The organism is Kluyvera sp. 1366 (genome assembly GCF_054823405.1).
In genome coordinates, this window is sequence record NZ_JBTRDW010000006.1 from 285183 (window position 1) to 299180 (window position 13998).

At 53.8% G+C, this 13998-nt stretch carries 11 protein-coding genes; 5 read left to right on the plus strand and 6 right to left on the minus strand.

The features are described from left to right. The first annotated feature begins 258 nt into the window (after positions 1–258). The 3 genes from ACVLVH_RS15545 to ACVLVH_RS15555 all read left to right on the plus strand — a co-directional run bounded on the left by ACVLVH_RS15545 (position 259) and on the right by ACVLVH_RS15555 (position 2522). Positions 259–1182, plus strand: coding sequence for a Kdo(2)-lipid IV(A) acyltransferase (locus ACVLVH_RS15545; RefSeq protein WP_101760866.1), 924 nt, complete (start codon positions 259–261; stop codon positions 1180–1182). A 558-nt stretch (positions 1183–1740) separates the two neighbouring features. After that, positions 1741–2007, plus strand: a complete 267-nt coding sequence (locus ACVLVH_RS15550) for a hypothetical protein (RefSeq protein WP_008103132.1) — start codon at positions 1741–1743, stop codon at positions 2005–2007. Positions 2008–2126: 119 nt separating this feature from the next. Then, a complete protein-coding gene (locus tag ACVLVH_RS15555; protein WP_101760867.1) occupies positions 2127–2522 on the plus strand; it encodes a MysB family protein in 396 nt (131 codons plus the stop codon). Positions 2523–2528: 6 nt separating this feature from the next. Here the strand turns inward: ACVLVH_RS15555 and ACVLVH_RS15560 are convergent, their stop codons facing one another. The 3 genes from ACVLVH_RS15560 to ACVLVH_RS15570 form a co-directional block, all read right to left on the minus strand. After that, positions 2529–2768 (minus strand): YceK/YidQ family lipoprotein, encoded by a 240-nt coding sequence (locus ACVLVH_RS15560; RefSeq protein WP_110865906.1) that lies wholly within the window; start codon positions 2766–2768, stop codon positions 2529–2531. Between the two features lie 135 nt (positions 2769–2903). Beyond that, positions 2904–5453 (minus strand): glucans biosynthesis glucosyltransferase MdoH, encoded by a 2550-nt coding sequence (gene mdoH / locus ACVLVH_RS15565; RefSeq protein WP_101760869.1) that lies wholly within the window; start codon positions 5451–5453, stop codon positions 2904–2906. Then, a complete protein-coding gene (locus ACVLVH_RS15570; protein ID WP_192234533.1) occupies positions 5446–6981 on the minus strand; it encodes a glucan biosynthesis protein G in 1536 nt (511 codons plus the stop codon). The genes mdoH and ACVLVH_RS15570 overlap by 8 nt, the downstream gene beginning before the upstream one ends. 278 nt (positions 6982–7259) lie before the next feature. On the opposite strand from ACVLVH_RS15570, the gene mdoC reads away from it, so the two are divergent. Beyond that, positions 7260–8384, plus strand: coding sequence for a glucans biosynthesis protein MdoC (mdoC, locus tag ACVLVH_RS15575; RefSeq protein ID WP_101760871.1), 1125 nt, complete (start codon positions 7260–7262; stop codon positions 8382–8384). Positions 8385–8415: 31 nt separating this feature from the next. On the opposite strand, the gene ACVLVH_RS15580 is transcribed toward mdoC, so the two are convergent. Continuing rightward, positions 8416–9879, minus strand: a complete 1464-nt coding sequence (locus tag ACVLVH_RS15580) for a phospholipase D-like domain-containing protein (protein WP_101760872.1) — start codon at positions 9877–9879, stop codon at positions 8416–8418. A gap of 160 nt (positions 9880–10039) precedes the next feature. On the opposite strand from ACVLVH_RS15580, the gene ACVLVH_RS15585 reads away from it, so the two are divergent. After that, on the plus strand, positions 10040–11188 hold the full coding sequence (locus ACVLVH_RS15585; RefSeq protein ID WP_101760873.1) for a glycoside hydrolase family 1 protein: 1149 nt from the start codon (positions 10040–10042) through the stop codon (positions 11186–11188). Here the strand turns inward: ACVLVH_RS15585 and ACVLVH_RS15590 are convergent. Beyond that, positions 11185–11358 (minus strand): hypothetical protein, encoded by a 174-nt coding sequence (locus tag ACVLVH_RS15590; RefSeq protein ID WP_167391168.1) that lies wholly within the window; start codon positions 11356–11358, stop codon positions 11185–11187. The two genes, ACVLVH_RS15585 and ACVLVH_RS15590, sit on opposite strands and share 4 nt — an antisense overlap. Positions 11359–11672: 314 nt before the next feature. After that, positions 11673–13874 carry a TonB-dependent receptor gene (locus ACVLVH_RS15595; RefSeq protein WP_192413683.1) on the minus strand — a complete coding sequence of 734 codons (2202 nt, stop codon included), beginning with the start codon at positions 13872–13874 and terminating at the stop codon, positions 11673–11675. Positions 13875–13998: the final 124 nt, after the last annotated feature.

Below are 13998 nucleotides of genomic sequence, written 5' to 3' on the forward strand. Positions count from 1 at the left end.
CCTGTTAGCAATCAGAGAAATTTAGCGCGCGTATGATACCCGAATTCTGCCTGATACAAAAATTTTGGTTTGATAAGCCTGCCGGCTGAAATTACACACGCATTTGTGCGCCACAATTGCGTTTTCGTGCGCATACCTGCTGTCGGAAAGCCGTCCTCGGTCTATGCTTGATTTCAGCCAGAATGAAAAAATGGCATAATGACAAAAAATTACAGAAACCGGACTCTCTGGCATAAGACGCAGGATACTGACATTTCCATGACTCAACTTCCCCAACTCACCCGTGAACTCTTCTATCCACGCTATTGGCTGACCTGGCTCGGCATTGGCTTTCTTTATCTGCTGGTGCTGTTGCCCTATCCGGTACTGCATGCAATTGGCTGCGGATTGGGTCGCGTTGCCATGCGCTTTATGAAGCGGCGCGTTGAAGTGGCGCAGCGTAATCTTGAAGTGTGCTTCCCCACTATGCCGACCAATGAACGTGACGCGATGGTAAAGCACAACTTCGAATCGGTTGGCATGGGGCTGATTGAAACCGGGATGGCGTGGTTCTGGCCGGACTGGCGTATTCGTAAATGGGTCACCACCAGCGGGCTGGAGCACGTGACTAACGCGCTGGCAGAGAAGCGCGGCATATTATTAATTGGTATGCACTTTCTGACTCTGGAGTTGGGAGCGCGGGTATTTGGTATGCACAACCCAGGCATTGGCGTGTATCGTCCCAACGACAACAAGTTGATCGACTGGCTGCAAACCTGGGGCCGGATGCGCTCCAATAAAAGCATGCTGGACCGCAAAGATCTGAAAGGCATGATTCGCGCCATGAAGAACAACGACATTATCTGGTATGCACCGGATCATGATTATGGCCCGCGCAGCAGCGTGTTTGCGCCATTCTTCGCGGTTCAGGATGCGGCGACCACCACCGGCACCCATATGCTGATTCGTCTGGCAAACCCAAGCGTGGTGCCGTTCCTGGCGCGACGTCTGCCGAACGCGCGCGGCTATGAGCTGAAAATGATGCCAGATATCCGCGACAAATTTACGCTGGAATCTGAACTTGATACGGCTGTGGTGATGAATAAAGTGGTGGAAGAGACGGTGCTGCTGGCTCCAGAGCAATACATGTGGCTGCATCGCCGCTTTAAAACGCGTCCGCAAGGCGAACCATCGGTTTATTAATATTGGTCGGGGCACCCTGTGTGCTCCGCTGTTTATATGCACTAATTTGCCTTTTGGCGCGATCACATGCGGTAATTTATTAGTGAGCCGTGCCAGCCTGAACTTAAGCTGATAGTTGGCTTAGCGCCGCATTTAATCAGACATCACTTTTCTTCAGCACGCAATGTTGACGTAAAATTAACCTTTCCTTGCACCATAGCAGCCAAATTCTGCGTTGATGCAGGATTCGCGGAATTGTCACCCATTAATATTTATTCACCTAAGTTTAGCGTTTCGGACCTGATTTCTACGACTTCCAGGGCTATTCCTATTTAATATTGCTAAATCCTTCGGCATCACTTATCAATGAAGTAAAATTAACTTACTAAACAAGGTATTGTCTGATTAAAAAACCCCATATTCCTTTTCGTTAAAATAATCGCTTCGCTTATAACTTTATGGAATTGGTTCGTAAAATCGAATCCAGTTAATTTCGATTACAGCACTTAGCTTCACCCGTTCACTTTTAAAAAATATAAAAAGATTACACACAGCAAATATATCTCAGGACAATATAATATGAATAAAGGTATCTACTACTACGTGACGATCAGTACCGATCAGGAAGGTTATCATCTTCTGCATCGGAAAGAGTGCAAACGCTTACCCGTAAAGGAGGACATGGTATTTATTGGCACTCTATATAATTTAAATCAGGCATTATCAACCGCGCGTATTAATTTTAAAAAGGTTAAGCCCTGTATTAAATGTTGTATTCGTTACTCTGCTCCAATTATTCACGAATCAGTACGCCCGGTATTGCATTTCCCGCAGAAAATAGCCTGACCGGTTAGGCGGTTGAATTTCACGCAACCGCCCAACTGATATTTCCTCTCCGCCCTGCACTTCACGATTTTTCGTCTATCCTTCTGTGAAATCCCTTTTTTACAGACATGGAGTTGATGATGAGCCTGTTTACCACCCTTGAAGAAGCCATTGAAGCCGCTCGTGAAGAGTTCCTCGCCAGCCAACCAGAGATCGCTGAAGAAGATGCCAGCGTGAGCCAGTTCGCCCTGCAGAAGTACGTGATGCAGGATGGCGACATTATGTGGCAGGCCGAATTTTTCGCGGAAGAGGACGGTCAGGGTGAATGCCTGCCGATCTCCAGCGGAGACGCTGCACAAGCCATCTTTGATGGCGATTTTGATGAAGTCGAACTGCGTCAGGAGTGGCAGGCGGAAAATACGCTGCACGAATGGGATGACGGCGAGTTCCAGCTGGAACCACCGCGTGACCTTGAAGAGGGCGAAGCGGCGGCACAAGAGTGGGAAGACGACAACAGCCCTTCTGACAACCTGTAATAGCGTTTATTCGTACGGACCGTGACTGGCATCGACGGGCAGTAACAGCGTGTCCATCACCAGCGACAGCGGCAAATCGATAATGGTTAGCACGCGCCACGGTCCGTCACGAACGTCCCACTGCACGCCGGGATAATATTGGTTGCCGTGACCTTGTCCAGGAAAGGTGCGGCTGATGATACTGCCACAACCGGTGAGCAGAAGAATGGCGGCGCTAAGCGCGGTTATTTTCAGGAAATAATTCACAACATTTACTCACAATGAACTGGCGTTAGTTTAACCATCTCGCAGGGACGATGACCACTCCTTAACACGTAAAGATTGCGACATATTTCTGGCGAAAAAAAAGCGGCATCTCTGCCGCTTTTTACTTTCTCATCCTCAGCGCTGTGGCAGCGCCTCTGGATTGAGCTTCAGCTTCTGATAGCTTTCCACCCACTGATGATATTTGTCCGCGCTTTCCCACAGGCGTGAGTGCACACGAGCCAGCACCACCGGATCGCTAATCAGCTGCAAACGCTGCTCGCGATTCAGTTTCTCTGGCGCATCGCTCAGTGCCTGATCGACACGACGGTCACGCGCATGATCCAGTAAATCGCTCTGCTTGTGACGTGATGTTGCCATCGCCGTCGCCAGCGCGTTAAATGCCGGGTTAAACAGTGCATGCATAAAGCCATTTTTCAGCGCGCGTTGACGGTTGATCTGCAGATAGTGATCGGTATCAACCAGCTCTTTAGGTGGCTCATACTCTTCCGGGATCAGGAACAGTTTGGCGTTCTTGCTCTTCTGCCCTACCGTTGCACGGCTCGACATCACCGATACAAACGGCGACAGGATCAGCGAGACGACGATCGGCGACAGCCACCACAGGAAGTTCAGATCGAGGAAGCCCATACCGCCCGCCCACACCAGACCCAACAGCATCTGTGAACCATGACGACGGAAAGCTTCGCTCCACGGCGTCGCATCATCATCACGCTGCGGCGAGTTCCACACCACTTCCCAGCCAAGGAACGCGCTGACCACAAACACGGTGTGGAACAGCATGCGCACCGGCGCCAGCAGCACTGAGAACAGCATCTCCAGAATCAGCGAGAAGAACAAGCGGATGGCGCCACCATAAGGTTTCGCTCCCTTGAACCAAATCAGCACCACGCTCAACAATTTCGGCAGGAACAGCAGCACCAGCGTAGTTGAGAACAAGGCTATCGCCAAGTCGGGACGCCACTGCGGCCACACCGGGAACAGCTGGCGTGGTTGCAGGAAGTAGGTCGGTTCCATCAGCGTGTGCACCACCTGCAAGGCAGTAGAAAGCGCGAGGAACATGAACCACAACGGCGCGGAGAGATAGGACATTACGCCCGTCAGGAACACCGCACGGTGAACCGGATGCATCCCTTTTACCAGGAACAAACGGAAGTTCATCAGGTTACCGTGGCACCAGCGACGGTCACGCTTCAGCTCATCCAGCAGGTTCGGCGGCAGTTCTTCATAGGAGCCTGGCAGATCGTAGGCGATCCACACCCCCCAACCGGCACGACGCATCAGCGCGGCTTCAACGAAGTCATGCGACAGGATCGAACCCGCGAAGGAACCTTCACCCGGCAGCGGTGCCAGCGCACAGTGCTCGATAAACGGTTGCACACGAATGATGGCGTTATGGCCCCAATAGTGTGATTCACCCAACTGCCAGAAGTGCAAACCAGCGGTGAACAGCGGACCGTACACACGGGTAGCAAACTGCTGGCAACGCGCATACAGCGTATCCATGCCTGACGCTTTCGGCGAAGACTGGATAATACCGGCGTTCGGGTTAGCATCCATCATGCGCACTAAACCGGTAAGACACTCACCGCTCATTACGCTGTCGGCGTCCAGCACCACCATGTAGCTGTAGTTGCTGCCCCAGCGACGGCAGAAGTCATCGATGTTGCCGCTTTTACGCTTCACACGACGACGACGACGACGATAGAAAATCTTGCCGGCGCCACCGACATCACGCACCAGCTCCATCCAGGCTTTTTGCTCGGCGATGGCAATATCGGCATCGTAGCTGTCGCTCAGAATGTAGACGTCGAAGTGTTCGGCATTGCCAGTTCGTTTGACCGATTCCCAGGTCGCACGCAGGCCAGCAAACACGCGTTCTACATCTTCATTACAGATCGGCATGATCAGCGCAGTACGGTGTTCCGGATTCAGTGGCTCATCGCCGGTTGTCGAATACGAAATACTGTATTTATCGCGACCGATCAGCAGCTGCAGGAAGCCCATCAGCGCAGTCCAGAAACCGGCAGAAACCCAGCAGAACAGGATGGCGAACAGGAACAGAATCCCGGTCTGTAGGATATACGGCAGGATCAGCTCAACCGACTGCAGCCAGTTCTGGTTGAACATCTCGATAGGATCGATCAGCGTCCAGCCCTGATACGGCAGAATGGTTTTCATGTACCAGGTTGCCACCACGGTCTGCAGAATCGTCAGAATCAGCAGTACGTAACGACGCATGGAGCCAACGTGGCGCCACTTGTCCTCGTTTTTCTGCTCTTCAACGGTGGCATAGCGTGGGGTGGATTTCTGGCCGCGCAGGGAATCCCAGGCGCGCGCAATCGGGTTGGTGCGCCAGATCTCCGGGAACATTAGCGAACGCTTCACTTTCGGCATCGCCTTCAGTGTGGTGCGATCAAGATAATCCTTGCTGAGCTGCTGACCATCCGCCAGTGAGTCCGGCCAGGCCATTTGCACACGGGATGACACCGATTTCAGCGGTGCATCATCCGGGCGCTCGCTGGCGGCGTTATCTTGCCCCAGCGACGTATGAATAGCGTGGAACGCCTGCGCATTCTGCAGCGAATCGCTGAGACGGGCGCGCCCTGCCGCATCAAGCGGCAGAGCCTCCACGTAAGATTGAGGTAGAAATATCGATTTATTCATTGGCAGGTAGCTGATAGCTCCAGGTTTCCGTCAATGTCTTGTCGCCGCTCACCAGCGCCGCACGCATCTCAGTCGGCTGCTTGTTATCTTTCACACGCAGACGCAACACCAGACGCCAGCCTTTGGTCACCGGGTTGTAGCGCACACTCTGCTCAACCACGTCAGCGTTGTTACCCACGCTCACCTGCGGCGCCACTTGCGTATCTTCCGGCAGCTTGCTCATCGCTTTGCCAACGAAATCCACGGTGAAGGCGATAGAACCATCCGGCTGACGCACCAGATTCGACTGCTTCACATCACCGGCAGAGCGCAGCGTGTCTTTTACCCAGGCGATATCGTCTGAGTGCAGCTGATTCTCGTCACGGGTGAAGTGCAGACGATACTGGAAGTTCATCTCTTTGCCCGGCTCTGGCAGTTTTTCCGGCGTCCAGAACGCAACGATGTTGTCGTTGGTTTCATCGGCAGTTGGAATCTCTACCAGTTCAACGCGGCCTTTACCCCAATCACCCTGCGGCTCAACCCAGCCACTTGGGCGCAGGTCATAGCGATCGTCGAGATCCTGGAAACGGCTGAAATCACGCGTGCGCTGCAGCAGACCAAAACCTTTCGGGTTCTCAACGGTAAAGGTGCTGACCGCCAGATGTTTCGGGTTATTCAGCGGACGCCAAATCCACTCACCGTTACCGGCATGAATCGAAAGACCATTCGAATCGTGCAGCTCAGAACGGAAGTTGGTCACTGGCGAAGGCTGGTTTGCACCAAACAGGAACATACTGGTCAGTGGCGCAACGCCCAGTTTGCCGACGTTATCACGCAGATAAACTTTGGATTGCACATCAACCGTCGATTCTTTGCCCGGTTTGATGATGAAACGATAGGCACCGGACGCGCGTGGCGAATCCAGCAGCGCATAGATCACCAGCTGTTTGTCCTGCGGTTTTGGACGCTCAATCCAGAACTCTTTAAAGCGCGGGAACTCTTCGCCCGACGGCAAGGCGGTATCAATCGCCAGTCCACGTGCCGAAAGACCGTACACCTGGCCTTCGCCAATCACACGGAAATAGCTGGCGCCGAGGAAGCTGGTGATCTCGTCGTCTTTACCCTTTTTATTTAAAGGATACAACACCTTAAACCCAGCAAAGCCGAGGTTTTTGACTGCATCAGCATCGTGTTTTACGTTGCCGAAATTGAAGTAGTCAGGGTTATATTTAATTTCACGTACTGAAGACGCCGTCACTTCGTTGATTTTCACCGGCGTATCGAAATACATGCCCTGATGATAGAACTCAAGCTTAAACGGCGTGCGCAGTTTGCCCCAATAAGCTTTGTCGTGGTTAAACTGGATCTGCTGATAGTCAGCAAACTTCATTTCACGAAACTGAGAGGGTAAATTGCTTTTTGGCGCTTCGAAACTTTTCCCTGCCAACGCCTTGGCTTGTTTTGCAACATCATCAATGTTAAACGCCCAACTATTGTTGGCATACATAGCCAGCAGAACTGCCGCGCCTACCCAGCGCATCTTTACCAGTCCCACTTTATTATTCACATTATTCAGCACATCCCCCCCTTTCGTGTGCTTAGATCAAACCCGATTATCTTAAAGGATTATTCGGTTTTCCGACAGCGTATGTAATAGATTGTTCCGCTGATTTGTAAGCTGAAAATGTGCTTTTAGGATAATTAAACCCCGCAAAACCACATACAGATTCACCTGATAGTATACCCTGTTTACAGCCGGTAGAATTTTCCTTCGGCATAATCCGGTTTCAGGGCGAAACCGGCAAGTAAACTGACTATTGGAAGATTATGAGTTCAGCTAAACCCGAACGTGAATATTTCCTCGATTCGATTCGCGCGTATTTAATGTTATTAGGCGTGCCTTTTCACGTCTCTCTGATTTACTCCACGCAGAAATGGGCCGTGAACAGCCATGACGCCTCAATGTGGTTGACGGTGCTGAACGACTTTATTCACGCCTTCCGCATGCAGGTGTTCTTTGTTATTTCAGGCTATTTTTCCTACATGCTCTACTTACGCTACCAGCCGCAGCGCTGGTTGAAAGTGCGTCTGGAGCGTGTCGGCATCCCGATGTTGACTGCCGTGCCGCTGATTACCTTGCCGCAGTTTTTCATCACCAAAAATCTCACCGATAAAATCGGCGACTGGAACAGTTTCTCGCTGTACGACAAGTACAACACGCTGGCGTGGGAGCTGATATCTCATCTGTGGTTTTTATTGGTACTGGTGATTCTGACGACGTTCGGTATGGTGGCGTTTCGCTGGCTGAATAAGCAGCAGCGCAGCATCGATTATCAGCAAATTGGCTGGGGCAAATTGACGCTGGCGCTACTGACTTATGCCTTAATTTGGTGTGCGTTCCGCCGCGTGCTGTTTTATTTCGTTCCGGCCGTGTTTGCCGATGGCCTGTTCAGCATTGCCGTGATGCAAACGCTGATGTTCCTGCCGTTCTTTATGCTGGGTGCGTTGAGCTGGAAGCATCAGGCGCTGAAAGCGTTGTTTGTGCGCTTTAATCCGGTGATGTGCTTTGGCGCTATCGCAGTATTCATCGCCTATAGCCTGAATCAGCGTTACAGCAGCGGTGAAGGTTGGCTGTATGAAATCGATATGATCATTTCGACACTGATGGGGTTGTGCATGCTAAACGTCTGTTTTAGCTTCGGCCATAAGCTGCTGAACAGCCATTCGCCGCGCATCATGTATCTGGTGAATGCCTCGCTGTTTATCTATCTGGTACACCATCCGCTGACCATTTTGTACGGCATCTACATCACGCCGCACATCGGCAACAACACGCTCGGCTTCTTCGTCGGCTTACTGATGGTATTTGGCGTGGCGTTTACGCTGTATGAAATCCATCTGCGCATTCCGCTGCTGCGCTTCCTGTTCTCCGGTAAGCCGCAACGCAAATGAAAAAAGGGCCCGCTAAGCTGGCCCTTTTTATCTAAAGCAACCACTCAACCGGCAAGCGCCACACCAGTCGCACCAGCAAGCGCTGCAGCAGCGTGCATTGCGGTTCATGTTTGTGCACCACTTCGCCCTGCTCGTTAGCAAACTCGACCCAATTGACGCGTCCCCACTTATCCAGACGTAGCGTCCAGGCGCGATCGCGCATCCCGGCAATAAAGCGCTGATGCGTTTGCTGCGCCAGGGCTTCACTCTCAATCACCAACCCCATTTCGGTGTTCAGCATGGCGGAACGCGGATCGAAATTGAACGAGCCGATAAATACTTTGCGATTGTCCACGGTGAAGGTTTTGGCATGCAAACTGGAACCTGAATTACCGGTGATACCGCGATCGTGTGGCGCGGTTTGCGGATTGTCCTGCGGCTTCAGTTCATACAGCGCGATGCCGTGGCGCAGCAGTTTTTTGCGCCAGCGCGCATAACCGGCGTGCACCACCGTGACGTCATTGGCCGCCAGCGAATTGGTAAGGATGGCAATCTTCACCCCGCGACGCTTCAATGCCAGCAGCTGCGCCACGCCAGATCGCGTCGGGACAAAATAGGCCGAGATAATATCGAACTGCTGCTGCGGCGTGCCGATGACCTCTAGCATGCGCTGCGGCAGTAGACTGCGGCGTTTTGCTTTGCCGAGCCCTTTACGCGGATCATCACTCAGCAGGCGCGATTCCGCCCACGTCATCTCCAACTCGCCCTGCTCCATCTGGCTGATAAACGACGAGTGCTCCAACCGTGCCAGATAGCGCTCCACCGCTTCACTCTGCTGCCACTCTTGTGGCAAGCGCACTGCCTGATGCGCATCGCCGCTCACATCAACCACTTTGCGCAGCGGCGATACCGCTTTACTGCGCCAGTAGCGTTCGAAATCCTGCGTCACTTCGTCGACCACCGGACCAATCGCCAGGACATCGAGATCGGTAAACAGTGGTTCATCGCCGGTGCCAAAATATTCGTCGCCGATATTGCGCCCGCCCACCAGCGTCGCCGCGCCATCCACTGTCAGGCTCTTATTGTGCATACGTCGATTGAGGCGGGAAAAATCGGTGAGATAACCGAGCGCGCGCAGCGTGCGGAACGAGAACGGATTAAACAGGCGCACCGCGATATTAGCGTGGCGATCGAGTTCCGCCAGCGTCTCATCCAAACCCGGCGTGTTATTGTCATCCAGCAGCAATCGCACTTTCACCCCGCGCTCGGCGGCGTCCAGCAGCGCGCTGAACAGCAAGCGGCCGGACATGTCGTTGTGCCAAATGTAGTACTGCACATCAATGGTGTGCTGCGCCATGCTCATCAACTGATAGCGCGCAGCAAAAGCGTCCAATCCATCGTTAAGCGGATGAATGCCGCTCATGCCCGGATGTCGTGCGCAACGCGCCTCAACACTCGGTTTCAGCCGGTTGCCCGAATGTTCCTCAGGCGGCAAAGAGGTTGCTGCTTCACTCATAGTGAATCCCTGAAAGCTGTGGACCTATTATTGTTGGTATCAATGCGCTAAGAAGCAATCGGAGGCTTCCTTTTCTGCCCAATGGTGCACCGTCAATTTAGTCTAGACTTAGCCAGGCGTTCTGCATTCTGCATCCGGCGCTCAATGTGAGGAGAGGATTATGACTCAGCAATCCCTGCGCCATCACCCTCAGCTGTTCCGCAGTTTCTTTCAGGGCAGTTTTCCCTGTTCAACCGCCCGACGCGCAGGCGGACGTCGGCTCGATATGGTGATCAGCAGCGGCCACGACATGCTGCTGGAGAAAGATTATGCCGCACTGGCGCAGGAAGGTTTGCACACCGCGCGCGATGGCGCTCGCTGGCATCTGATTGAAGCCGTGCCCAACGAATATGACTGGCGCACCTTTCTGCCGATGGTGCACGCCGCGGCGCGTCACGATATGCAGATTATCTGGGAGCTGGCGCACTTTGGCTATCCCGATCACCTGGATATCTGGAAAGCCAGCTTTATCGATCACTTTGAACGCTTCGCCCGCGCCATGGCTCAACTGATGCGCGATGAAGGCATCGAAAAGCCCTTTTTCACGCCGATCAATCAGATCTCATTCTGGTCGTGGGCCGGCGCGGATGTTTCCTGGCTCGATCCCTACGCCAGCGATCGCGGTCGTGAGCTGAAGCGCCAATTAGTGCGCGCCTCGCTGGCGGCGATGCACGCCATTCGCGAGGTTTATCCCGATGCCCGCTTTGTGCTGACCGATCCGCTGGTGCAGGTGGCGACCGATCCCGATAACCCTGACAGCAAACCTTATGCCGACGCGCAGCATCAGGCGCAGTTTGAAGCCTGGGATTGGATTGGCGGACGCGATGCGCCGGAACTGGGTGGCCGCGCGGATTTCCTCGATATTCTGGGTCTTAATTACTATCCCGACAATCACTGGTTTTTCTCAGGCGAAACCATGCCAATCGACCATCCGACGCGCCAACCGCTGCACCGTTTGTTAATGCAGTGCTGGCAACGTTATCAGCGCCCGATGATTCTGGCCGAAACCGGAGCCGAAGGTGATGCGCGAGCGCCCTGGCTGCGGCAGATCAGTGAAGAAGCGCGTCTGGCGCTGGATCACGGCGTGGCGCTGGAAGGGATTTCACTCTATCCGGTGGTGGAGTATCCGGCGTGGGCCGACGATCGGCGTTCACCGGGTGCGCTGTTTGGCCTCGGCGATCCCAATGGCAATCGCACCCTGCATGAGGCGCTGGCGCTGGAGTTGCGCAGTCAACAGATTAAGTGGCAGAACTGGCAGACAAAAAGCTAGGACTGTTGCGTAGTGGCGGGTTTTTGCGGGCAGGTTTGCACATCGAGTGAAGGATCCGCGGGGTGACGCACGTCGGTGAGCCAGGTCATGGTGAAGAGAAACACCACGCCAATTAAACAGGCGGAGAGCAGGCCAATTATGGCGATCAGTTTGTCATCGCTGGATTCCATCGACATCTCCTTACAGGCTTCCTTTTCCCGGTGCTGACCTTAACTCATCCACAGCGTAATCATCAGGACGAAGATTATAAGCGTAACCGAAGTGACTGCAAGCACCACAATGGCGAAGAGCGCGTCGTCGAGCGGCTGCCGATAAGGTTCGTCGTGGTCGTCTGGTGGTGCAGGTGAACTCATGATGACTCAAAAATAAAGGCGAGTTTTCGCGCAGGATTGCCGCACAGAGTGTAATGCAATGCGCCCTAAGTTACAGGAAAATTTCTGGCGGAGAAATAATGGGGCGCAGGCGCGCCCCATTCGAGAGCAGATTAGAAATCGTAGCTGAGTGAAACCTTCACCGTGCGTGGTTCACCCTGCGACAAATAGGTGCCGCTGTCATCAACATTGGCCCAATATTTCTCATTCGTGACGTTATCCACGCCCACGCGCCACACCATATCGTTCTGGTTAACCTTCATGCGGTAACGCAGACCCAAATCCAGCGTGGTGTAATCATCCAGCTTCATGTTGTTTGCCAGGTCGGCATATTGTGAACCGGTGTAGTTCAGCAATGCTGTGGCGGTCAAACCGTCCACCGGCTTGATGTCATACTCCGCACCCAGCGCCGCAGTGAAGCGCGGTACGCCGATGGCGTTTTTGCCATCCTGATCGCTGTCACCGGTTTTGGTCATATCCGGATCGATCCAGGTGGCGCTGCTGTTAAGACGCAGGCCCAGCACCGGCTCACCGAATATGTTCAGCTCCACGCCACGGTTGCGCTGCTCGCCATTCAGCTGGTAGACCGAATTGTTCAGCACGCCAACCGGCTGTTTGATTTCAAACAGCGCCAGCGATCCGCCGACGCGACCAAAGTCCGCTTTGACACCCACTTCGTTCTGCTTCGCATGCACGATGCCGGTCACGCTACCGTAGTTGGTGGCGGTAAACGGCGCGGCGGTGCCCGGCGTCAGCGATTCAGTATGGTTGGCATACAGCGAGATATTTTGCGTGGCTTTATACAGCAAACCGTACGCCGGCAACCAACGGCTGCTGTCGAAACGTGTCGCGGTATCTTCAACGCCGTCATAACCGTAGTTACGCACCACCACTTTTTGATGACGCGCGCCGACGGTTGCCAGCAAGGTGTCATCAAAGAAGCCCAGCGTATCGCTCAGCAGGTAGCCTTGCGAACGTGAACGGTAAGTGGTCAGCGGATCGCTGAACTTAGCGCCACCGGCGAACACGCTATCCGGTTCAGCCACATCCTGCGGGTGATAAATATTTACGTTGGCATCGTTGCCCGACGACATGCGATAGCTGTTTTTCGCATTCGTGGTCATCGCCGAATAACCGAAATTCACTTTATGCGTCACCGGACCGGTAGTGAAATCACCACGCAGGCCAACCATGCCGCTCATGTTGTCCTGCACGCGATTGGTGCGGAAGCGACCAATGGTGGCGTTGCCGGCGCTGTCGAGGATCTTCGGAATGCCGTAATTGCCCACTTCATGTGTGTGCTGCGCGCCGAGGCCCGCATAGGCGGTCCAATGATCGGTCAGATCGTATTCGGCTTTCGCCAGACCAAACTCCGACTCGATATCGCTGAACACCCACTTCTGGCTGTAGTTTTTCGCGTTGGACGGCACATCAGGAATGAAATCGATGCCGCTGATGTTGACGCCGTTACGCGCATCGTGGAAGGTCTTTTTCTGGTAGCCAACGTCGAGCGACGTACGCAGACGATCGCCACGATAATCCAGGCCGAGTGACGCAGCGGTGGTGCGTTTTTTCTCGCCATCTACCTCGGTGCCGCCTTCGCGGTTAACCGCATTCAGCCGCACGCCAAACTGGTTGTTGTCGCCAAAACGACGACCAATATCGGCGGTGCCGCCCACCTGGGAACCGGACGTGTAATCCACCCCGATGCGCGTCAGCGGCGTATCATCAGCGTGCTTCGGCTCGAGGTTAATCATGCCGCCGACGCCGCTCTCCGCCGAACCGTTCAGCAAGGCGTTAGCCCCTTTAAAGATCTCCACGCGATCAATCAGCGAGGCATCCATCACCTGACGCGGCACGATACCCGCCAGGCCGCCGTAGGTCATGGCATCGCCGTCCAGCTTGAAGCCACGAATGCGATAGCTCTCGGCAAAGTTGCCGTAGCCTTTCAGATTCTGCACGCCAGCATCGTTGCGCACCACGTCACCGATGGTTTGCGCCTGCTGATCCTGAATCATTTTCGAGGTAAAACCGATGACATTAAACGGCACGTCCATGGCGTTCTGCTCACCCAGCATGCCGAGACGGCCGCCGTGTGCAACCTGGCCATCGAGGAAAGCCGGTACCAGATCGTTGCCGCCTGGTTTGAAATCGGTTTGCGGTGTCGCGGTCACGGTCAGCGTCTGCTGTTCGTTTTTCGCGTCAGTGGAGGTTGTGGTGTTGGTGGTAGCAGCCATCACTGGCAAACAACCGGCGCTGACCATTACGGCCAACAGCGTCGGTTTCAGTCCGGGATTGAAAGGCATAGCGCGCATGGGATCCCCTAATGCAAACGAAGTGATAATCATTATTATTGCGGTTTGCGATTATGCGCAGTCGTTGCCCGAAAGCAAGAAAAATCCCACTTTTTACCTTCATATCATGGAGGAGTGGTGCAAT